The following is a 23,112-nucleotide window of genomic DNA, read 5'->3' as shown; positions in this document are numbered from 1 at the left end:
AAACACTTCTTTTCCATTTACAGATTCCCCATTCTCAAAATAAAAAAATCACGCTTCAAGCGTGATTTAAATTTAAGCATTATTTGCTTTAATTGTCTCTTTTATTTTCTGTTCCAGTTCATCCATTAACTCAGGATTATCCTTAATCAAACTTTTCACAGCATCTCTACCTTGGCCTAATTTTGTTTCTCCATAGCTAAACCATGATCCGCTCTTTTTAATGATTTCAAAGTCAACCGCTAAATCCAATACCTCTCCAACTTTCGAAACACCTTCCCCATACATTACATCAAACTCTGCAGTTTTAAAAGGAGGTGCTACTTTGTTCTTAACAATTTTTACTTTGGTTCTATTTCCTAATACATTATCACCATCTTTAATTTGAGTTGACTTACGAATGTCTACACGCACAGAAGCGTAAAATTTCAAAGCATTACCTCCAGTTGTAGTTTCAGGATTTCCGAACATCACACCAATTTTATCACGCAACTGGTTAATGAAGAATACTGTACAGTTTGTTTTATGAATGGTACCCGTTAATTTACGTAATGCTTGAGACATCAAACGAGCATGTAATCCCATTTTACTATCTCCCATATCACCTTCAATTTCACTTTTTGGGGTTAAAGCCGCAACAGAGTCAATTACAACGATATCAACAGCTCCAGATCGTATTAAACTTTCAGCAATTTCCAATGCTTGTTCTCCATTATCTGGCTGTGAAATAATCAAATTGTTAATATCAACTCCAAGTTTTTCTGCATAAAAACGATCGAAAGCATGTTCTGCATCAATAAATGCAGCAATTCCTCCCGCTTTTTGTGCTTCTGCAATGGCGTGTAATGTTAACGTGGTTTTACCTGAAGACTCTGGTCCATAAATTTCAATTATTCTTCCTCTAGGGTAACCATTCACTCCAAGTGCTAAGTCTAAACCTAACGATCCTGAAGGAATCGCTTCTACTTCTTCAACAGCAGAATCTCCCATTTTCATTACGGTTCCTTTACCGTAGGTCTTATCAAGCTTATCTAACGTTAATTGTAAGGCTTTTAATTTGGCTTCTTTATCTGAACTCATAAATCAATTATTTTGTGTAAAAATACCTAATTTTTCCATTTTAACAACGAAATCTTATCAACAAAAAAATTGTAGTTAATTTCTAAAAAAAACATCAAACAACTGATTTAAAATCATTTAAACAACACAAAACAGGCTATTTTTTGCATTTTACAAATAATTACTATATTTGCCGCTAAATTCTTCCATTTAGAATTTGATAAAACATATTTTCTCACTTAATCGTTTATAGCATGCAACTGTATAACACCTTAAGCGCAGAAGAAAGAGCCGAGCTTATTGACCAAGCAGGCAAACAACGTCTTACGTTGTCTTTCTACGCGTATGCCAAAATTGAAGACCCAAAAAAATTTCGCGATGATTTATTCTTAGCTTGGAATGCACTTGATGCACTAGGCCGAATCTACGTTGCTCATGAAGGAATTAACGCTCAAATGAGTGTTCCTGCTGATAATTTTGAAGCTTTCAGAACAACATTAGAAGCATATGAATTCATGCAAGGGATTCGATTGAATGTGGCAGTAGAACAAGACGACCACTCATTTCTTAAACTAACAATCAAAGTACGTCATAAAATTGTTGCTGACGGTCTTAACGACGACACTTTCGATGTAACCAATAAAGGAATTCACCTAAAAGCAAAAGAATTTAATGCTATTTTAGATGATCCAAACACTATTGTTGTTGACTTCAGAAATCACTACGAAAGTGAAGTAGGACATTTCAAAGGCGCTATAACACCAGATGTTGAAACCTTCCGCGAATCATTACCTATCATCAACGAACAACTTAAAGATTTTAAAGAAGATAAAAATCTTGTAATGTATTGTACCGGTGGTATTCGTTGCGAAAAAGCTAGTGCTTATTTTAAACACCAAGGTTTTAAAAACGTATTCCAATTAGAAGGTGGAATTATCAACTATGCCAAGGAAATTGAAGCAGAAGGCTTAGAAAGTAAATTCATTGGTAAAAATTTTGTTTTTGACAATCGTTTAGGTGAGCGTATCACAGATGATATTATTTCTCAATGTCACCAATGTGGAAAACCGTGTGACAATCATACAAACTGTGCAAACGATGGTTGCCACTTACTTTTCATTCAATGTGACGAATGTAAAGAAGCAATGGAAAATTGCTGTTCAACTGAATGTTTAGAAGTTACGCATTTACCTTTAGCAGAACAAGTAAAATTACGCCGTGGTAAACAAGTAGGAAACAAAGTTTTCCGTAAAGGAAAATCAGAAAATTTAAAATTCAAACATTCTGGTGATTTACCCGATGTTGTTTTAGATACTGCTGCAAAACCTAAAAAAATACGTGAGCGTATCAAAATTAAGAAGGTTTTAGTTGGTAAAGCAGAACATTATTTTGTTAAAGCTCAAGTAGCACAATTTTTAATTGAGACTCAAAAAGTAACTTTAGGAGATAAAGTTTTGATTTCAGGACCAACAACAGGAAATCAAGAACTTACTCTTAATGAAATGCTAGTAAATGGAAAACCTGCCAAAGAAGCATTTGTTGGTGACAAAATCACTTTCAAAGTCCCTTTTAGAACACGACTTTCTGATAAATTATACTTAATAAAAGCATAAACTTAGCTTCATAAAGTTGACATATGATACTTTTAAAGACCTATTTGCGTTAAAATGTAAATAGGTTTTTTGTTTGTATATGCACAATTTACCCATGAGTAGGTAAGTAAATTTATACTATCTTTACACTCAAAATACACTTTTGACAAGTAGTTCAATTAAGAACGACCTATATATATAATATAATTATGGCATGTAACAACTGTTCTACTGGAACACAAGACGGAGTTCCAAAAGGATGTAACAATAATGGTTCGTGTGGCACCGGAAGCTGCAATAAATTAACGGTTTTTGATTGGTTATCCAATATGAGTTTGCCGCAAGGGCAAGAACCTTTCGATTGCGTTGAAGTTCGTTTTAAAAACGGAAGAAAAGATTTTTACAGAAATACTGAAAAACTTACACTTTCTATTGGAGATATTGTAGCAACAGAAGCTTCTCCAGGGCACGATGTGGGTATTGTTTCTTTAGCAGGAGAATTGGTTAAAATTCAAATGAAAAAGAAAAATGTAGACAAAGACGGTGAGCTTCCAAAAATCTACCGAAAGGCTTCTCAAAAAGATATTGACATTTGGAGTGATGCACGAAACAGAGAAGAACCTGTACGTATGCGTGCGCGTGAAATCGCGATTAGTTTAAACTTGGAAATGAAAATTTCTGATGTTGAATTTCAAGGTGATGCATCAAAAGCCACCTTTTATTATACCGCAAACGACCGTGTTGACTTCCGTCAATTAATCAAAGATTTTGCTAGAGAATTTAGTATTCGTATCGAAATGAAACAAGTAGGTTTCCGTCAGGAAGCTGCTCGTTTAGGTGGAATTGGTTCTTGTGGCCGTGAATTGTGTTGTTCTACTTGGCTGACCGATTTTAGAAGCGTTAACACTTCTGCGGCTCGTTACCAACAATTATCTTTAAACCCACAGAAGTTAGCTGGACAATGTGGTAAATTAAAGTGTTGCTTAAATTATGAATTGGACACCTATTTGGATGCTTTAAAAGAATTTCCTGATTTGGACACCAAATTATATACGGAAAAAGGAAATGCTAACTGCCAAAAAGTAGACATTTTTAAAGAATTAATGTGGTTTTCATACGAAAATCAACCTGCGCATTGGCATGTATTATCAGTAGCCAAAGTAAAAGAGATTTTAGCACTGAACAAGCAACATAAAAAGATAGCAGCAATAGAAGATTTTGCCATTGAAGACACGAAAGAAATTGAGAAGAATTTCCAAAATGCAGTAGGACAAGATAGTCTTACTCGTTTTGACCGTCCAAAAAGCAAATCTAAAAGTCGTTCAAAAAACAGTAGAAATCAGAATTCTGGAAAAGGTCAAAGTCAAGGGAAGAACACCCCAACCTTGGAGAAAAATCCGAATCAGGTGAAAAACCAAAATCAGGATAAACCTAAGAATACCGATAAAAATCAAAATACAAAAAGCAACAAACCGAAGAAAAAACGTAAACCAACTAACCCAAAAAATGCGCCTAAAAAAGACTAACATCCTTATCGTATTTATTGTCAGTTTATTTTTCATCTCTTGCGATAAAAAGAGAGTGTTTGATGAGTACAAAAAGTTAAACGGAAAATGGGCTAAGAAAGATACCGTTCAGTTTGATTTTGAACAAACCGACACCATAAACCCTTATAATTTGTTTTTAAACATTAGAAACAATAGTGATTATCCGTATAACAATTTGTTTCTGATTGTTGCACTAAAACAACCCGATGATTTAGTGAAAATTGACACCTTGGAATATGAAATGGCCTATCCAGATGGAAAATTAATGGGTGATGGTTTTACAGACATAAAAGAAAGTAAGTTGTGGTATCAGGAAAATTTTACCTTTAAAAAACAAGGTAAATATTCCATAAAAATTACACAGGCTTTACGCGAGACAGGAAATATTGAAGGTGTAGAAGACCTCGATGGCGTAACAGAAGTTGGATTTAGAATTGAAAAAACAAATTAATGTATGGCAACAAAAAAAACAGAAAAACAAAATTTTTCTAAATACATAAAATGGTTTTGGAAGGCATTTATAATAGGAATACTATTCATAGTAATGTTATTTCTTTTTGCCTCTTGGGGCTTCTTTGGAGAAATGCCAAGTTTCGAAAAATTAGAAAATCCCGATTCAAATATTGCAACAGAGATTATCGCTTCTGACGGAGAGGTTATTGGTAAATTTTATGCAGAAAACCGTGTTCCTGTTAAATTTGAAGACCTACCGCCGCACTTGGTTAATGCATTAGTTGCTACAGAAGACGAACGTTTTTACGAACACTCTGGTATTGATGCCCGTGGTACTTTTAGAGCTGTGGTGAAATTAGGGCAAGATGGTGGTGCTAGTACGATTACCCAACAATTGGCGAAAAACTTATTTCATGGTAGTGATGGTTCTCGCAATATCGTAATTCGTATTCTTCAAAAAGTTAAAGAATGGGTTATTGCCGTGCGTTTGGAACGTCAATATACAAAGAACGAAATTTTAGCGATGTATTTAAATCAAGTTGATTTTGTCAACCATGCTATTGGAATTCGTTCGGCCTCAAAAATATATTTCAATAAAGAACCTAAAGATTTAAAAATTGAAGAAGCTGCTGTTTTCGTAGGAATGCTAACCAATCCTTCTCGTTTTAATCCAAACCGTTTTCCAGAAAGAGCTACAACCAGAAGAAATGTAGTTTTAGCACAAATGGTAAGAAGTGGTTTCTTAACAGAAGAACAAAAAACAGAACTTCAAAAAACGCCAATTGTTTTAGATTTTAAACCAGAAAGTCACGACCAAGGAAGTGCAACTTATTTCCGTGAGTACTTGCGTGATTTTATGAAAAAATGGGTAAAAGAACATAAAAAACCAGATGGAAGTGAATACGACATTTACCGAGATGGATTGAAAATTTACACAACCATTGATTCTAAAATGCAAAAATATGCCGAGGAAGCGGTTAAAGAACATTTGACTATTCTTCAAGCCAAGTTTTTCGAATTAGCCAAAGGCAAGAAAAATGCTCCTTTTGTAAACATTACACAGGATCAAACTGATAAAATCATCAAAAGTGCAATGAAAACTTCGGAAAGATGGCGTCTTTTAAAAGAAGATGGTAAATCGGAGGAAGAAATCATCAAATCGTTTGATGTCAAAAGAAAAATGAGAGTCTTCACTTGGCAAGGGGAACGTGATACCATCATGACTCCAAGAGATTCTATAATTTACTACAAACACTTTTTACAAACCGGTATGATGGCCATGGAACCGCAAACCGGACATATTAAAGTTTGGGTTGGTGGTGTTGATTACAAATATTTCCAATATGATCACGTAGGACAAGGAGCGCGTCAAGTAGGTTCCACTTTTAAACCATTCGTATATTCTACTGCTATCGAGCAATTGGGTATGTCACCTTGTGATTCAATTATTGATGGTCCTTTCACAATGCCAAAAGGAAAATGGGGTATCGACGAAGCTTGGTCGCCAAGAAATTCAGATGGTAAGTTCCGCGATATGATTACTTTAAAACAAGCACTTGCAAACTCTATCAATACGGTTTCTGCAAAGTTAATGGATCGTGTAGGACCAAAAGCGGTTGTAGACATGGCACACGATTTAGGGGTAACTTCTGAAATTCCGGAACAACCTGCTATTGCTTTAGGTGCTGTTGATATTACCGTAAGCGAAATGGTAGGCGCTTTTGGAACATTTGCAAACCAAGGAGTTTACATCAAACCAAATTTTATTACTAAGATTGTAGATAAAAATGGGGTTACGCTTCAACAATTCATCCCAGAATCAAAAGATGTCATGAACAAAGATGTAGCTTATGCTATTGTGAAACTTCTTGAAGGTGTAACGGAATCTGGAACGGGTCAACGTTTACGTTGGGGAGGGGTAAGTGGCCTTACGCAATATAAATATGCTTTTACCAATAAAATTGCTGGTAAAACGGGTACTTCTCAAAACAATTCAGATGGTTGGTTTATTGGTATGGTGCCAAACTTAGTTACTGGAATCTGGGTTGGAAATGATGACCGCGCCGCTCACTTCAGACAAACGTTGTATGGCCAAGGGGCTTGTACATCATTACCTATTTGGGGCTTGTTCATGGATAAATGTTATAAAGACAAAGATCTAAGTGTTTCTAAAGGCGAGTTTGAACGTCCTAAAGATTTATCCATTAGAGTAGATTGCTGGAAAAAAGTTGAAGCTGACACTACTGCTACTATTGAAGAGCAAACGGAGATGGATGAATTCGATTTTTAATTTATAAAAAACAAACTAAACTATATTATGATTACTAGAAAAGTAAATTCTGTTCAAGAAGCTTTGCAAGGAATCGAAAATGGCATGACTATTATGCTAGGAGGTTTCGGTCTTTGTGGTATTCCTGAAAATAGTATTGCCGAATTGGTAAATAAAAACGTAACCGATTTAACTTGTATTTCAAATAATGCAGGTGTTGATGATTTCGGATTAGGATTATTGCTTCAAAAAAAGCAAATTAAAAAAATGATTTCTTCTTATGTAGGAGAAAATGCAGAATTTGAGCGTCAAATGCTTTCAGGTGAATTGGAAGTAGAATTAACACCTCAAGGTACATTGGCCGAAAAATGTCGTGCAGCACAAGCTGGTATTCCTGCTTTCTTTACGCCTGCTGGATACGGTACAGAAGTAGCAGAAGGAAAAGAAGTTCGTGAATTCAATGGCAAAATGCACATTTTAGAAATGGCATACAAAGCTGATTTTTCTATTGTAAAAGCATGGAAAGGTGACGAAGCGGGTAACCTTATTTTCAAAGGTACTGCACGTAACTTTAATGCTCCTATGGCTGGTGCTGGTAAAATTACTATTGCCGAAGTAGAAGAATTAGTACCTGCTGGAACTTTAGATCCAAATGAAATTCACATTCCTGGAATTATGGTTAACCGTATTTTCCAAGGTGAGAAATTTGAAAAACGAATCGAACAACGTACAACCCGCAAAAGAGCGTAATCATGGCATTAGATAAAAATCAAATTGCAAAACGAATTGCAAAGGAAGTTAAAGACGGTTATTACGTAAACTTAGGTATTGGAATTCCAACATTGGTTGCCAACTTTGTACGTGAAGATATTTCCGTAGAATTTCAATCTGAAAATGGTGTTTTGGGTATGGGGCCTTTCCCTTTCGAAGGAGAAGAGGATGCTGACATCATTAACGCTGGAAAGCAAACTATCACAACTTTACCAGGAGCAAGTTTCTTTGATTCTGCTTTTAGTTTCGGAATGATTCGTTCTCAAAAGGTGGATTTAACCATTTTAGGAGCTATGGAAGTTTCTGAAAACGGTGACATTGCCAACTGGAAAATTCCTGGAAAAATGGTAAAAGGTATGGGTGGTGCTATGGATTTAGTGGCTTCAGCTGAAAACATTATTGTAGCAATGATGCACGTGAACAAAGCTGGTGAATCAAAACTTTTAAAACGTTGTTCATTACCGCTTACGGGTGTTGGTTGCGTTAAAAAAGTAGTTACTGAGTTGGCGGTGTTAGAGATTACACCTCAAGGTTTCAAACTTTTAGAACGTGCACCAGGGGTTTCTGTAGAAGATATTCAAAAAGCAACAGAAGGTACTTTAATTATTGACGGAGATATTCCTGAAATGATTCTTGACTAAAAAAAAAATCAAAAACAATCAAGCCTGACCCCTCCAAAACGGTCAGGTTTTTTTAAAGTTATAAAATATGTTTCCAAAAGTAATTTTAAAACAAGGCAAAGAAAAATCAATACTTCGTAGACACCCATGGGTTTTTAGTGGTGCGGTTTATGGTGTAAGCGAAGAGTTAACAGACGGCCAAATGGTAGATGTTGTAGATAGTAAAAACAATCATTTGGGAACAGGATGTTTTAGTGATAGAGGAAGTATTGTGGTACGTCTTTTAACTTTTGGAGCTGACAAGTTCACGGAAAACTTTTGGGCTGAAAAACTACAGTCGGCTTGGAATTTACGCCTAAAATTATTGGATTTTGAAGCCACAACTGCTTTTCGTGTTATTCATGGTGAAGGAGATGGTATCCCAGGACTGATCATCGATTACTACAATAAAAACTGGGTTATTCAAGCGCACTCATCTGGTATTAACATCCAAATGGAGAAAATAGCCGATGCTATAAAAAATAATTTCCCAGCATATTGTGAAACCATTTACTGTAAAAGTAGTGGCACACTTCCGCATACTGGAAAGGATTATTTCTTGTTTGGTGACAATGCAGAAACGATTGCCAAAGAAAACAACATAAAATTTCACGTAAATTGGGTAGAAGGACAAAAAACAGGTTTCTTTTTGGACCAACGTGACAATCGTAAATTGTTGGCCGAATTCTCAAAAGACAAAAAAGTATTGAATACATTTTGTTACACTGGTGGTTTCTCTATTTACGCCATGAGTGCAGGAGCCGAATTGGTTACTTCAGTAGATATCTCTCAAAAAGCAGTTGACTTGGCGGCTAAAAACATGGAATTAAACTTCCCAGGTGCCCATCATAAAGCTGTAGCAGATGATGTGTTTAACTTTATGAAGGAAAACCATCAGATATATGATGTTATCGTTTTAGACCCTCCTGCTTTTGCAAAAAACATCAAAAGCAAGCATACGGCTACCCAAGCGTACAAACGTTTAAATATCGCCGGTTTAAAAGCTTTAGCGCCAAACGGAATTCTCTTTACGTTTTCTTGTTCGCAAGTTATCGACGATGTATTGTTTTACAATACCGTTGCGGCAGCGGCTATTGAAACCGGAAGAAATATTCGTGTGTTGCACAAATTAGAACAAGGACCAGATCATCCCACAAATATATACCACCCAGAAGGCCACTATTTAAAGGGATTGGTATTATTTGTAGAATAGTTTATACTCAATCTATTCATTAAAATGAGATATATATTATTACTTACTACAATAATTATTTTTTGGGGATGTAAAAATCCTAAAAAATTAATTTTGGAAGCTGAAATTAATGGATTTCATAATAATGAAACGATTCGTCTATATAGTGATAGTACTTATATTTTAAAAAGAAAATATGAATTTGACTCAATCAATAATAAAATATTAGAAGGAAAATACAGATTAGTAGATGATAAACTATTTTGCTTTGGAGATTTTGATTTTAATGGAACAATAAAAAATAATTTTATAGAGTCCAATAAGGAATTTATGAAATATGAAATCATAAACTCACAGATTAGTTTAAAACCAAAAATTGATTTCAAAAAGTTTCCTACCTATACAGCATTTACCTTTAATAAAATAAAAGGGGCTTATCATTTTGAAGAAAATTCTATCCCTTATGATTTGACCGAAAATGATTTACTTAAAATTGATTCAATACTCCCTCACTGTTTGAATAAAACAAAATATTTTGAAGGAATGAAGCACGCTAATAACTATTCCAAACAATGTATTGCAACACTTAACGAAAAAGGAGAAGTTCAAGTTTGGGTAAACTGTGCATGTTCGGGAATTGCAAAAAACCTTTTTAAATATTACACATCAAACACTAATGATGGAGGTCATTGCTACTTTAAATTAAAAGTTAATTTAAATACACTCGAGTGCTTTGATGTCTTTGTAAATGGATATTAAAAAAAGCCTGCTACAATTAGCAGGCTTTTTTTATAATCTTCTGTATTACTTCAAATCTGCGAAGAAATCATTTCCTTTATCGTCAGTGATAATAAACGCTGGGAAATCTTTCACTTCGATTTTACGAACCGCTTCCATTCCTAATTCTGGGAAATCTACTACCTCAACAGAAAGAATGTTCTCTTTTGCTAAAATAGCCGCTGGTCCACCAATCGAACCTAAATAGAATCCGCCATACTTTGCACAAGCATCTGAAACTTGTTTTGAACGGTTTCCTTTTGCCAACATTACCATACTTCCGCCTGCTGCTTGGAATTCATCCACATACACATCCATACGCCCTGCAGTTGTAGGTCCGAAACTTCCCGATGGCATTCCTTCCGGTGTTTTAGCTGGTCCAGCATAATATACTGGGTGATTTTTGAAATATTCTGGCATTGGTTGTCCAGCATCCAACATTTCTTTAATCTTAGCATGCGCTATATCACGTGCTACGATTACAGTACCGTTTAATTTCAAACGCGTCTTTACGGGATATTTTGATAACTCTACTAAAATATCGGCCATTGGACGGTTTAAATCTACAATTACTGGCTCTTCTAAATGCGGAGCTACTTCGGGTAAAAATTGCGCTGGATTCGTTTCCAATTGCTCTAAGAAAATTCCATCTTTACTAATTTTTCCTTTGATATTTCTATCCGCCGAACACGAAACTCCTAATCCAACCGGACAAGATGCAGCGTGACGTGGCAAACGAATTACACGTACATCATGCACGAAATATTTTCCACCAAACTGTGCCCCTATTCCACTCTCGTGACAAATTTGTTGCACTTTTGCTTCCCATTCTAAGTCCCGGAAAGCCTGACCTGCCATATTTCCAGATGTAGGCAAATTATCATAATATCCTGCCGATGCTTTTTTCACAGTAGCTAAATTTGCTTCCGCAGACGTTCCTCCTATTACCAAAGCCAAGTGGTACGGTGGACAAGCCGACGTTCCTAAATCTTTAATTTTTGTTTTGATGAATTCCGTCATTGATTTTTCATTCAACAACGATTTTGTTTGCTGGTATAAAAACGTTTTATTTGCAGAACCTCCCCCTTTTGCTAAAAATAAAAATTCATATGAACTTCCTTTTTTCGCATAGATATCAATTTGAGCTGGTAGGTTAGAACCTGAGTTTTTTTCCTCAAACATACTAATGGGTACAATTTGAGAATAACGCAAATTTCTTTTTTGGTACGTATTGAACACACCTCGCGATAAAAACTCCGCGTCATCCACACCTGTGTAAACACCTTCACCTTTTTTAGCCATTACAATAGCCGTTCCTGTATCTTGACAAGATGGTAATTGCTTATCAATAGCTACAACTGCATTTTGCAATAAATTGTAAGCTACAAAACGATCGTTGTCTGTTGCTTCAGGATCATTTAAAATATTGTGCAAACTTTGCAAATGTTTAGTACGAAGCATAAAAGAAACATCAAACATGGCTTCTTCCGCTAATAATTCTAAACCTTTTGGGTCTACTACTAAAATCTCACGATCTCCTATTTTCTCAACTGTAACGTAATCAGCAGTCAGTTTTTTGTATTGTGTATCGTCTTTTAAAATCGGATACGGGTCTTGGTATATAAAATCCATGTTTTTCATTTTTAGAGTCGTAAAGGTAACGAATCTTGATTTTTTCTGGAAAATTTTATGTGGTAAATTAATATCTATAATCAGTCTAATTTACTAGAAATACGATTCCAAGTAAAAGAAATAAAAAAGTCAAAAAACCAATTCTTGTATTCCAATTCTCCTTCTTAATTTCACTTATTGGTTTTTTACCTAAATAAAATATCCATTTTAAAACAATTCCAATCCCTTTGAAGCTGTCATATAAAATTTCTTGACCTAAACCAATTAAGAATTCTTCAAAAAAACTCACGAATTAAAAAAACCAAGAGGCAATGAATATTGCAGTTATCACACAAATTAAATCCACCAATAACATCATCCAAAGTGTGTAACGCGTGTCTTTAATGTTTACCGAACCAAAGTAAACCGCAATTACATAAAAGGTTGTTTCGGCACTACACTGAAAAATACAACTCAAGCGACCTGCAAAAGAATCTGGTCCGTAAGTACGCATTGCATCAATCATAAAACCTCTGGAACCTCCAGAAGAAAATGGACGTAATAATGCAACCGGTAACGAATCAATTATTTGCTTACTTACCCCTAAATGCGAAAAAATAAACGCAATCCCTTGTCCGATAAGTTCAAACAAGCCACTGTTTCGAAACAACGAAATGGCTACTAACATTCCCATTACATAAGGAAAAATCATTACACCTGTTTTCAAACCATTATTGGCTCCCACAACAAAAGTGTCGAACATATTGGTGCCTTTAGCCGTAAATTTCTTTTCGTTGATAAATGAAAAAATTAGAGTAAACCCAATAATAGCCAACAATAGAACTCCAGACAAATTTGCCGTGAAATAATTTTTACCAATTAAATCGAGTGTATTTACATAAAATAACAAACCAATAATTGCTCCTATTAATCCCATTAATCCGGCAATTAATGAAGCACTCTTAAAATTGATACGTTGGCGAATTCCTACCAAAATAAATGCAGCAATAGTACCTACAAAGGAAGTAATAATACACGGCAACATAACATCTGCAGGGTTGGCAGCATTTTCGGCAGCACGATATCCAATAATGGATGTTGGAATAAGTGTCAAACCTGCAGCGTGTAAACACATGAACATGATTTGTGCATCACTTGCTTTGTCTTTATCAGGGTTGATTTCTTGTAACTTTTCCATGGCTTTCAAACCAAAAGGAGTTGCGGCAGAATCGAGACCTAAAAAGTTGGCTGCAAAATTCAAGGTCATGTACGAAATCGATTCGTGATTTTTAGGAATCGAAGGGAAAATCTTAGCGAAAGCAGGACTCAAATAACCCGCTAATTTTTCGGAAGCTCCTGAAATAATTAGCAATTCCATAATTCCGCAGAAAAATGCCAAATAAGCAATCAACGGAATAATTAAATCAAGTAAACTGCTTTTGGCCATCGGTAATAAACCATCGGCTTGCTGTTTACCGCTATACATTTTTACGGTTTGATTATTATAAACATAAGTTGTGTCTGGATCTGTTTCTATTATATCAACATAAAATGTTTTAATATCAGATTTTAAAATATTTTCTTGTACAACTTTTGGAATTTCGTTTAAATATTTTTCCCCTATTAAAAGTGGTTCCCCTTGTTTGCCATTCAACACATAGTCGATAGAATAATATTGATTGGTAAACAATCCTGCAATAATAAATGTAATAGAACAAACGAATATAACGAGCCAAAATCTACTTAAAACCATAATTATGAATTACAAAAGGCAAATGCCAAAATTTTTATTGATTCCAAAGATAACAAAAAGCCAGACAGCTTTTAAACATGTGTAATCTCCTCTTCAATCAACAAATCTTCTCTACGGAAACGTAAGAAAATTTGAGCAACGGCAATAACATCTTTTTCACAATAGGTAATAATTCGGTCAATATCATTTTCTATATAAAACACACGTGCCACTTCACTACCATCAATATCATCTTTTGGTGAAGGAACACCCAAAACTTTTGTCAATAATTTTAGAGAAGTAAAATGTTTATAATCACCAAATTTCCACAATTCTAAAGTATCCAAATGCGGTACTTCCCAAGGTTTCTTTCCAAACAAATTCAATTTATCCGGTAATGCAACGCCATTGATAATCATGCGGCGTGCAATAAATGGAATATCAAATTCTTTGGCATTATGACCACATAATAAGTGTACGGAATCGTTGAAGTGCGTATTCAGCAAATTGGAAAAATCACGAAGAATTTGGGCTTCATCACCCCAAAAACTCGTAACTCTAAAATTTCTTATATCCGATTTATTGGTAAAATACCCCACTGAAATACAGATAATCTTCCCGAACTCGGCCCAAATTCCTGCACGTTCATAAAAATCTTCCGCAGTAACCTCATCTCTACGTTGGTATTGTGTTTTTTGTTCCCACAATTTTTGTGTTTCATGATCCATTCCCATAAACGAATCGTATTGTGGAACGGTTTCGATATCCAAAAAAAGGATATTATTAAGGTTAATTTTTTGAATCATATTTATAGACTTTTTCTATTGATTTCTTTGTTCCAACAATTTATATGCTTCGCGTACGTAAACGTATAAGTCATTACTATGAGGATCAGTTTCGGTTTGCAATCCTTTAATATGCCCCAAACGTGTAATAATTAATTGATCTTCAGGAATCACAATCACAAATTGACCTAAGTGCCCGCGCATGTAAAACAATTGCTTACCATCAATATTGTGCATCCACCACCCATAACCATACTCAGGACTTTCGGGAAAACGCGGCGTAACACAACGTTTTACAAAAGCAGCATCCAATAATTGTTGTCCGTTCCAATTTCCATTGTTCAAATACAATTTCCCAAATCGAGAAAAATCGCGTGCATTACTTGCTATACAACAATACGCTTTTTCAATACCGTCGTTAGCATGATCCAACTGCCACAACGCTTCATTTTCAGCTCCCATAGGTTGCCAAAAATGTTTCGACACATAATCTGAAATGTATTCTCCAGTAGCTTTCTCAATACACATTGCTAATAATTCTGTCGCGCCACTTAAATATTTAAAAGACTGTCCTGGCTTTTCATTAATCTCTAAACCTAAAATTACCTTCTTTAAATCGTTATCAAAATATGCACGCGTAACAATTGAAAAAGGACTATAATAGCGTTCGTCCCAACTTAAACCTGAAGCCATTGACGACAAATCACCAATAGTAACTTCTTGTGCGTATTCTCCTTTTAATTCGGGGAAAAAATCCACTACTTTTTGATCTAGACTTTTAATCTTCCCTTCCATTATGGCTTTCCCCATCGCCATTGTAATTACACTTTTGGCCATAGAAAAGGAATTGGACTTTGAATCTTTGCCATAACCGTCGTAATAACTTTCATGAAAAATACTATCATTTTGCACAATCATAAACGCAACCGTTTCTAATTCTTTATGCGTTTTTTCTAAAGTTTCAGTCGCTTCAATTGTATTGTAATCTTTAGCCAAAGTCCAAGGTTGTGCAACTCCTTTTTTGATTTCGCGATTTGGAAAATATTTATAATCTTCTAAAAAAGCCGTACTATGACCATTAAAGTAAACTGTTCTTACAGCACGAAGCAAATAGTCAACATCAAAAATGTACATTAAAACGATTATGGATACCAAGACAATGGCAAACCATTTGAAAAAGTTTTTTAGAAATTTCATAGTTTCTTTGTTGTATGTGATATAAATGTAAGAAAAAAGAAGAATGCTGTTCTTGCTTTTTAAAACAAACTTTGTTGCTTAACCGGATTTTCATGTTCCAAAAGCCATTTTTTACGCCATAAACCTCCTGCATATCCCGTTAAAGAACCATCTGACCCAATAACTCTGTGACAAGGAACGGCAATCCAAAGTGGATTTTTACCGTTTGCAGTCGCCACAGCACGAATTGCTTTTACATCTCCAAGTTTGAGTGCTAATTCTTGATACGAAATTGTCTTTCCATATGGAATATCTAATAATGCTTTCCATACTTTTTTTTGAAAATCGGTTCCTTTCGGATTCATTCCAAAAGTAAAAGAAACACGCTCTCCTTTAAAATATTCATTTAACTGTTTAACCGCTTCTTTTAACTCTAATGGAATGGTTTTAGAAATTTCACCTTCCTGCAAAATAGAAATTAAAGTAATACCCTCTTCATTACCTTTTATTTTTGCTGTACCCAATGGTGTATTGATAAAAACTGTTTCCATACAGTAAAAATAAAAAAAGCCGACTGAATACAGTCGGCTTTTCCTAAGAATTAATAACCTTATTATTATTTAAGCATAATCGATTTTTCTTCTTCCGGTTTGTTTACTTTACCTTTGATAACTAATACTTTTGGTGCTGCACCTTCTTCATTAGTTGTAACAGTAATCGTTTTGTGGAAGCTTCCTGGGTTAGCTGCATTATAGGTAGCAGTAACAAAACCTTTATCTCCTGGTTTGATAGGCGTTTTTGTATAGTTTGCCGCTGTACATCCACAAGAAGGCTTTACATTTGTAATTAAAATAGTTTCCTTTGAGGTATTTGTAAATGTAAAATCGTACGAAGCTGGTTTCCCTTTTTCTAATTCACCAAACTCATGGTTTTCAGCATCCCATTTCAAAACAGACGCTTTTGATGGCGCTTGTGCATTTGCTTGCTGTGGAACTCCCGCTTTTTTAAGCTCAGCTTTTTGAGCAAAAGACAATGAAGAAACAAATAAAGCAACTAGAGTTAATTTTAAAATTTTCATATCTATAATTTTTTAGTTTTATATTTTACTGATAACAAATTTAAAAACAAATAGTAAATTTGTTGTTAAGCAACATGTAATGCTTGTTAACGACTTGTTAACGACTGTAAATTTTTTCAAAAAAATGAAATTTAACAAATTAAACATCCTTATCGTTATTGGTTTTTTTGCAATTGTAGGGGTTATCATCATGCAATTATTTTTATTGAACCAAGCCTTCATTTTTGAAAAAAAGGAAATTGATGATAAAATTCATTTTGCGCTTCAGGATGTCGTTGAAAAAATATACCTCGATAACCAATCGGATTTACCGCTAACCAATAAAATTCAAAAGGTTACCGATGGCTATTATATCGTAAACGTTGATGACGTTTTTGAAAACAATATACTCGAACATTATTTAAAAACAGAGTTTGAAAAAGTTAAGCTTGATTTGGACTTTGAATATGCCATCTACAATTGTGGAACTGATCACATGGTATATGGAAACTACATTTCGGCAGATGGCAAACCCGATAAAAAATGTGAAGATTGCTTTACCAAAGACATTGATCTCATTTATTATTTTGCAATTCGCTTTCCGAATATCAAACAAAACTATTTCACCAGTTTACAACAATATTGGGTATTTACCTTTGTCTTGTTTTTAGTTTTAATCATATATGTTTATTCGGTGTTTTTAATGCTAAAACAAAAACACTATACCGCTTTACAAAATGATTTCATTAACAATATGACACACGAGTTTAAAACCCCGTTGGCTTCTATACTTATCGCGTCAAATTATGCTAATAAACAAAAAGAAATTACAGACAACCCCAAACTATCGAAATACCTTCAAATTATTATTGACCAAAGTAACAAGCTCAACCATCACATTGAACAAATACTCTCACTAGGTAAAGCTGACAGCAATCAAATCCGATTACAAAAAACCAAAATCGAATTTAACAAAACCTTGTCTTTGGTAAAAGAAAACTGTACTTTAAAACACCAGCGTGAAATTACCATAACCAATCAGATCTCAAAAAATTACACTATAGTTGCTGATGCATTCCATTTTTACAATATTATCTTTAACATTATTGATAATGCTGTAAAATACACAACTCAAGATCCTGAAATAACAATTTCAGCAGCAGAAAATGAAAAATACACCACCTTGACTTTTCAAGACAATGGACCAGGAATACCAACAAAAGATCTTCCCTTTATATTCGATAAATTTTACAGAGTTGAGCGCAAAGACAGTAACGAAATAGAAGGATTTGGCATCGGCCTATCTTATGTGAAAAAAATTTGCGAACTTCACGGTTGGAAAGTATCCGTAAAAAATACAGCCAACGGTCTGGCTTTTTCAATACAAATTTCAAATAATGATATTCATGGATAAAAAACGAATTCTGTATGTTGAAGATGATGAAACACTTGCCTTTCTAACATCCGACAATCTTGAACAACACTTCCATGTAACCCATTGCAATAACGGTAAAAAAGCATTCGAAACCTTTTGTAATGAAAGTTTTGATTTGTGTGTACTTGACATTATGCTTCCCGATATGGATGGATTTGAAATAGCAACCGAAATCAGAAAACGTAACGAAGAGATTCCAATTATTTTTCTTTCGGCAAAAACCTTAAAAGAGGATCGAATTAAAGGACTTAAATTAGGCGCTGATGATTATTTGGTTAAACCCTACTCTATAGAAGAACTTATTTTAAAGATTGAAATTTTCTTAAACCGAAGTCAAAAATCGACAGAAAAAGCTTCTAAAAAATACACCATCGGTTCGTTCACCTTTGAACCACAAAACTATATTTTAATTCAAAACAACGAAACAACAACTCTAACGGAGCGCGAATCAGCTTTGTTAAAATTGTTTTTAGACAATACGAATACGGTATTGAAACGTGAAAAAATACTTACATCATTATGGGGCAATGATGACTATTTTACTGGGAGAAGTTTGGATGTATTTATTTCAAGATTACGTAAAATATTCAAAGACGAAGCAGGTGTCAAAATTGAGAATATCCCTCGCGTAGGATTCAAACTAGTAATTGAATCTTTATAAAAAACTATAGATATAGGCCTCTAATGCTTGTAATTCTTCATCCGACATGGTTTTAGTAATGGCAAAATTGGCTTTCATAACCTCAAATTGAGCAGGATCAACAATTGCTTCACCTTCACCTTTCAAGAACGTTACAATACTAGCGTTTTTTTCTTTGTAAATAGTGGCAATATTATGCAAACTCGGACCTACCACTTTTATATTTGGTTTATGACAAGCAACACAGGTACCTTTGCCTTCAAATATTTCTTCTCCTAATTCAATTTTAGAATTATCAACTATTGGCTGCTCAACAGTTTCAGTTGCTTTTGGAATCTCATCTAGCTTCTGCTCTTCCTTACCACCACAACTAACCAAAAATGAAAAAACAAACAAACACAATAGTAACGTTACTTTTTTCATAACTAATAAATTATTAATTTTAATCAAAGTTACTAAACTTTTAATTTTCAGTAGCTGACAAATATCAGTTATTTAAAAAAGTGAATTGTTAATAAAATTTGTTAATAAAATTTTGACATATCTATTGTTTCCCTAACTTTGCTAATATGATGATTCAAAAACACATTTCCGATTTATTGTATCGTTACCAATGCGTTACGGTTCCAGGATTTGGCGCATTTATCGCTGAAACAGAGTCTGCGAAGGTAAACGAAAGCACTGCTACATTCATTGCACCTCGTAAAGTAATTTCATTCAATGTAAACATTAAAAACAATGATGGTCTTTTGGCAAATCATATTAGTTTACAAGAAAGTATTTCTTTTGAAGCCGCATTAGAAAAAATCAACACTCAAGTTGCTTTTTGGATTGCTACCTTAAACCAAGGTAACCTAGTAGATTTCCCAAATATTGGTGAAATCAAAGTTAGTGGCGCAGAATCAAACTGGGTATTTGTACCTTCAAATAACTTAAACTACCTTACTGCTTCATTTGGATTATCAAATTTTACGAGTAACAAAATAACGCGTGAAGTTTTAAAACAGCAAGTTGAGGAATTAGAAGAAAAAGCACCAATTATTTTCACACCAGAGCGTAAAAAGAATTACAGTTTCCTTAAATATGCTGCAGTTATTGCAATATTCATCGGAGCAGGAACTGCTGGTACTAAAATCGTTTACGACAGAAAAATAGAAGCAGAAACACTTTTGGTTCAGAAACATGTACAGGAACAAGTACAAAATTCTATCCAAGAAGCTACTTTTTTCATCAACACTCCGGTTCAAGCTGTTGAATTAAATGTTGCTGAAGAGAAAATGCCTTACCATATCGTTGCAGGTGCTTTCAGAAGTACAGAAAATGCTGAAAAAGCATTGAGTATGTTGATTGAGCAAAATTTTAAAGCACACATTTTACCCGAAAACAAACATGGTTTAATACCTGTAGTTTACGGAAGTTATAAAACTGTTGAAGAAGCAGAAGTTGCAAAACAAAAAATTCAATTAGAATACGATAAAGAAGCTTGGTTGCTTATTGAATAATAGTCAAAAAATAAAGTAAGAAAATCCCAAATTTGGGATTTTTTTATGCTTTGTTTTTACCTTGCTTATTATCTTTGCAAAAAACAACAACTATGGAACCAAAATATCCTGCTGACTCATTAACAACACTTACCGATTTAGTTTTACCTGGTGAAACAAACCCCTTGAACAATTTATTTGGTGGTGAATTATTAGCCCGTATGGACCGTGCTGCAAGTATAACTGCTCGTCGCCATTCTCGTAGAATTTGTGTTACCGCTTCTGTAAATCACGTAGCGTTTAATCGTGCTATTCCTCTTGGAAGTGTAGTAACTGTAGAATCAAAAGTATCACGTACTTTTAACTCTTCTATGGAAATTTACATTGATGTATGGATTGAAGACCGTGAATCTGGGATTAAAAACAAAGCTAACGAAGGTATTTATACATTTGTAGCCGTTGATGAAACTGGACGTCCTGTTTCAGTTCCACCTATTATTCCACAAACGGAATTGGAAAAACAACGTTTTGATGCGGCATTACGCAGAAAACAATTGAGTTTAGTTTTGGCAGGAAAAATGCCTGCAAGTGAAGCAACAGAGTTAAAAGCTATATTTTCTTAAATACATAAATAAAAAAGGTCTAATTTAATTAGACCTTTTTCTTTTTAAACAGAAAAGAATTGCTCTAATTCTTTTAAAGTTTGTTCATTTGGAACAATATCATTTACCACTTCTCCTTTATTCAATACAACTATACGGTGTGATACTTCTACGGTATGCTGTAAATCGTGACTTGAAACTAAAATTGTGGTATTATTATCATCTGCCAATTCTTTAATGATTCGTTTTAATCGAATTTGCGTTGTTGGATCTAAATTTGCAAACGGCTCATCAAGAACAACTATTTCAGGATTACCAATCAATGCAGCAATTATCCCTACTTTTTTAGCATTCCCTTTTGATAAATCGCGCAGATATTTCTTTTTATTCAAAATTTCATCGTTGAAGAAATCTTCATACCTTGTTATAAAAGTATCAACATCTGCTTTATTCCATCCTCTTAATTCGCCAACAAAGTAGAAATATTCTTCAGGGGTTAAATAACCTATTAAAAAGGTTTCATCAATAAATGCAGCAGTAAAAGGTTTCCATCCCTCCGATTCTGAAATCACAATTCCATTCGATGTAATCTTACCCGTTGAAGGTTGGATTAAATCCAACAATAAACTGAAGAACGTGGTTTTACCCGCTCCATTATTTCCAACTAAACCAAAACTTTGTCCTTTTGGAATTTCCAATGACTCTATATTTAAAACTGGAACTCCGTTATATATCTTTTGTAAATTTTGTACTTGTATCATATCAAAAATTATTTTTGCTTGTATGCTTCTATCGTTTTATATTTTTCCTTTTGGTACACTTTTTCAATTATTTGAAATACTTTGTTTTTAAACAAAAACCCCATTATTCCAGTTAATGCAACAAATAAATAGCCAAATTGCCAGCCTAACGTATAATGCCCTATTGCATAAATTAACATCGGCAATAATAATTTTGGCATTGAAATTAAAAAGGTTTTTAAATTGAACGCTTTTTTATCGCCAAAAGCATTCTTAGATGTCCCTAAATCAATCGGTGTCTTTACAAAAGCACCACCTAACATGACTAAAGAAGCATTTACTCCGATGTTAAAGATTCCTGAAACTACAATAGCTAAATACACTTCCCACCCAAAATACAGATAGAATGAAGCCAATAATGTTGAAATGACTGTAGCAATAACCATTAACCACCATTTTGACGCTAAGTAATCTTTATATTGAACATTTTGCGTCATCATTAAAGGATAATAAGCACTGTCCCAACTTGGCACAAACTGTCCAAAATTGAGCAAAAACCCTCCCGAAACAAACAGCCCTGCAAATATTTTCCAAACCGGTGCGCTGTATGCCTCTATAGAATTGGTAAAAAACAATAACCCGTAAAGAATAAAAAGAACACTCATTAAAACTGTTGTTCTAGAGCGCTTATTTCTTTTTAACAAACGAATATCATTTTTTAGAAATATTCCTAATGTACCCCATTTGTCCAACCAACTCAAATTTTCAGTAGAGGCTTCCGTTTCCTTTCCTGCAAGGCCAGCATCTAAGTATAAATTCTTTTTAAAGAAATCAAAATTTACTTTGTAAAGTCCAACCAATAATACTATCGGAATTATTACGAAATACCATTGATTAGCAAATTGTTGAAATGCAATTGAAAAATATGAAACTATATCAAAGAAACCATAATATTGTAAAGCTCCTAATGCGGCAAATACTCCCACAATGACATAAAAAACAGTATCTTTTTTATCCATTAAAATGGCAATAAAGTTGTTGCAATAAATAAACAGCAACATACTAACTCCCCAAAATAAACTATTGATAATATTTGGTTCATTAATCATTAGTACAATAGTAAATGGAATGAAGAATAACCAATGAATAAAATTGAAAAAAGATAGAACTGTTTTTCCCAAAGTGAAATTAACAATTGCCTTTTTCTTTATGTTTTGAGTTAATAACGGCTTAATTTGCAGGGTTGGCATGTTTTGGAAAAAGAAACGCACCACTAAGTCTGCTACAAAATAAAAAACCACATAACCACTTAGAAAAGGAATGGGGTTGATATTTTGATCTTCAAGTATGAAATATAAACCGACACCTAATCCTATAAAAACTATGGAAAAATACAAGGCACTAAATGCCATTAAAATTTTTAAAATAAGATTAGTTTTAAAGCTAGCTGAACGGAAAAAAGATTTCCATTGCAATTGAAGAAACTGTTTTACCATAAATACCTATTTGTGAAATAAGTCTTAATTTTAAGAAAATT

At 34.1% G+C, this 23,112-nt stretch carries 22 protein-coding genes; 12 read left to right on the top strand and 10 right to left on the bottom strand.

From position 1 onward, the window contains the following. Positions 1 to 72: 72 nt before the first annotated feature. A complete protein-coding gene (gene recA, locus ACFS5J_RS09690; RefSeq protein WP_379811930.1) occupies positions 73 to 1,077 on the bottom strand; it encodes a recombinase RecA in 1,005 nt (334 codons plus the stop codon). Between the two features lie 233 nt (positions 1,078 to 1,310). On the opposite strand from recA, the gene trhO reads away from it, so the two are divergent. The 8 genes from trhO (at position 1,311) to ACFS5J_RS09650 (ending at position 10,298) form a co-directional block, all read left to right on the top strand. Then, positions 1,311 to 2,669 (top strand): oxygen-dependent tRNA uridine(34) hydroxylase TrhO, encoded by a 1,359-nt coding sequence (trhO, locus tag ACFS5J_RS09685; protein WP_379811929.1) that lies wholly within the window; start codon positions 1,311 to 1,313, stop codon positions 2,667 to 2,669. Positions 2,670 to 2,857: 188 nt separating this feature from the next. Next, complete coding sequence (locus ACFS5J_RS09680) at positions 2,858 to 4,174, top strand: PSP1 domain-containing protein (protein WP_379811927.1); 1,317 nt, start codon at positions 2,858 to 2,860, stop codon at positions 4,172 to 4,174. Beyond that, positions 4,155 to 4,646: a gliding motility lipoprotein GldH gene (locus ACFS5J_RS09675; RefSeq protein WP_379811926.1), complete on the top strand. Its 492-nt coding sequence runs from the start codon at positions 4,155 to 4,157 to the stop codon at positions 4,644 to 4,646. Before ACFS5J_RS09680 ends, ACFS5J_RS09675 begins: the two co-directional genes overlap by 20 nt. Before the next feature lie 3 nt (positions 4,647 to 4,649). Continuing rightward, positions 4,650 to 6,938, top strand: coding sequence for a penicillin-binding protein 1A (locus tag ACFS5J_RS09670; RefSeq protein WP_379811925.1), 2,289 nt, complete (start codon positions 4,650 to 4,652; stop codon positions 6,936 to 6,938). A 27-nt stretch (positions 6,939 to 6,965) separates the two neighbouring features. Then, the gene (locus ACFS5J_RS09665; protein WP_379811923.1) at positions 6,966 to 7,667 is read left to right on the top strand and encodes a CoA transferase subunit A; all 702 of its coding nucleotides are present in this window, start codon (positions 6,966 to 6,968) and stop codon (positions 7,665 to 7,667) included. A gap of 2 nt (positions 7,668 to 7,669) precedes the next feature. Next, complete coding sequence (locus ACFS5J_RS09660) at positions 7,670 to 8,329, top strand: CoA transferase subunit B (protein ID WP_379811922.1); 660 nt, start codon at positions 7,670 to 7,672, stop codon at positions 8,327 to 8,329. A gap of 67 nt (positions 8,330 to 8,396) precedes the next feature. Beyond that, the gene (locus ACFS5J_RS09655; RefSeq protein ID WP_379811921.1) at positions 8,397 to 9,560 is read left to right on the top strand and encodes a class I SAM-dependent rRNA methyltransferase; all 1,164 of its coding nucleotides are present in this window, start codon (positions 8,397 to 8,399) and stop codon (positions 9,558 to 9,560) included. Positions 9,561 to 9,584: 24 nt separating this feature from the next. Then, positions 9,585 to 10,298: a hypothetical protein gene (locus ACFS5J_RS09650; RefSeq protein ID WP_379811920.1), complete on the top strand. Its 714-nt coding sequence runs from the start codon at positions 9,585 to 9,587 to the stop codon at positions 10,296 to 10,298. A 45-nt stretch (positions 10,299 to 10,343) separates the two neighbouring features. Here the strand turns inward: ACFS5J_RS09650 and ACFS5J_RS09645 are convergent, their stop codons facing one another. The 6 genes from ACFS5J_RS09645 to ACFS5J_RS09620 form a co-directional block, all read right to left on the bottom strand. Beyond that, the gene (locus ACFS5J_RS09645; protein ID WP_379811919.1) at positions 10,344 to 11,948 is read right to left on the bottom strand and encodes a fumarate hydratase; all 1,605 of its coding nucleotides are present in this window, start codon (positions 11,946 to 11,948) and stop codon (positions 10,344 to 10,346) included. 292 nt (positions 11,949 to 12,240) lie between these two features. Further along, positions 12,241 to 13,680: a nucleoside recognition domain-containing protein gene (locus tag ACFS5J_RS09640; protein ID WP_379811918.1), complete on the bottom strand. Its 1,440-nt coding sequence runs from the start codon at positions 13,678 to 13,680 to the stop codon at positions 12,241 to 12,243. 71 nt (positions 13,681 to 13,751) lie between these two features. Next, positions 13,752 to 14,465, bottom strand: a complete 714-nt coding sequence (locus ACFS5J_RS09635) for a 3'-5' exonuclease (protein ID WP_379811917.1) — start codon at positions 14,463 to 14,465, stop codon at positions 13,752 to 13,754. A gap of 15 nt (positions 14,466 to 14,480) precedes the next feature. Next, complete coding sequence (locus tag ACFS5J_RS09630) at positions 14,481 to 15,641, bottom strand: serine hydrolase domain-containing protein (protein WP_379811916.1); 1,161 nt, start codon at positions 15,639 to 15,641, stop codon at positions 14,481 to 14,483. 59 nt (positions 15,642 to 15,700) lie between these two features. Beyond that, positions 15,701 to 16,171, bottom strand: a complete 471-nt coding sequence (locus ACFS5J_RS09625; protein ID WP_379811915.1) for a methylated-DNA--[protein]-cysteine S-methyltransferase — start codon at positions 16,169 to 16,171, stop codon at positions 15,701 to 15,703. Between the two features lie 65 nt (positions 16,172 to 16,236). Beyond that, positions 16,237 to 16,698, bottom strand: coding sequence for a DUF1573 domain-containing protein (locus ACFS5J_RS09620; RefSeq protein ID WP_379811914.1), 462 nt, complete (start codon positions 16,696 to 16,698; stop codon positions 16,237 to 16,239). Between the two features lie 124 nt (positions 16,699 to 16,822). Here ACFS5J_RS09620 and ACFS5J_RS09615 point away from each other — a divergent pair, with 124 nt between their 5' ends. Continuing rightward, positions 16,823 to 18,091 (top strand): sensor histidine kinase, encoded by a 1,269-nt coding sequence (locus ACFS5J_RS09615; RefSeq protein ID WP_379811913.1) that lies wholly within the window; start codon positions 16,823 to 16,825, stop codon positions 18,089 to 18,091. Then, positions 18,084 to 18,773, top strand: coding sequence for a response regulator transcription factor (locus ACFS5J_RS09610; protein ID WP_379811912.1), 690 nt, complete (start codon positions 18,084 to 18,086; stop codon positions 18,771 to 18,773). The genes ACFS5J_RS09615 and ACFS5J_RS09610 overlap by 8 nt, the downstream gene beginning before the upstream one ends. On the opposite strand, the gene ACFS5J_RS09605 is transcribed toward ACFS5J_RS09610, so the two are convergent. Continuing rightward, the gene (locus ACFS5J_RS09605; protein WP_379811911.1) at positions 18,768 to 19,175 is read right to left on the bottom strand and encodes a c-type cytochrome; all 408 of its coding nucleotides are present in this window, start codon (positions 19,173 to 19,175) and stop codon (positions 18,768 to 18,770) included. The two genes, ACFS5J_RS09610 and ACFS5J_RS09605, sit on opposite strands and share 6 nt — an antisense overlap. A 146-nt stretch (positions 19,176 to 19,321) precedes the next feature. Here ACFS5J_RS09605 and ACFS5J_RS09600 point away from each other — a divergent pair, with 146 nt between their 5' ends. Then, positions 19,322 to 20,254, top strand: a complete 933-nt coding sequence (locus tag ACFS5J_RS09600) for an HU domain-containing protein (RefSeq protein ID WP_379811910.1) — start codon at positions 19,322 to 19,324, stop codon at positions 20,252 to 20,254. Between the two features lie 92 nt (positions 20,255 to 20,346). Next, a complete protein-coding gene (locus ACFS5J_RS09595; RefSeq protein ID WP_379811909.1) occupies positions 20,347 to 20,856 on the top strand; it encodes an acyl-CoA thioesterase in 510 nt (169 codons plus the stop codon). A gap of 44 nt (positions 20,857 to 20,900) precedes the next feature. On the opposite strand, the gene ACFS5J_RS09590 is transcribed toward ACFS5J_RS09595, so the two are convergent. Further along, positions 20,901 to 21,596, bottom strand: coding sequence for an ABC transporter ATP-binding protein (locus tag ACFS5J_RS09590; RefSeq protein WP_379811908.1), 696 nt, complete (start codon positions 21,594 to 21,596; stop codon positions 20,901 to 20,903). A gap of 8 nt (positions 21,597 to 21,604) precedes the next feature. Beyond that, positions 21,605 to 23,071, bottom strand: a complete 1,467-nt coding sequence (locus ACFS5J_RS09585; protein WP_379811907.1) for a DUF5687 family protein — start codon at positions 23,069 to 23,071, stop codon at positions 21,605 to 21,607. Between the last annotated feature and the right edge of the window lie 41 nt (positions 23,072 to 23,112).

The sequence above is a fragment of the Flavobacterium chuncheonense genome, from assembly GCF_042686145.1.
Taxonomy (GTDB): domain Bacteria; phylum Bacteroidota; class Bacteroidia; order Flavobacteriales; family Flavobacteriaceae; genus Flavobacterium; species Flavobacterium chuncheonense.
This window is presented reverse-complemented; position numbering and strand designations above follow the sequence as displayed.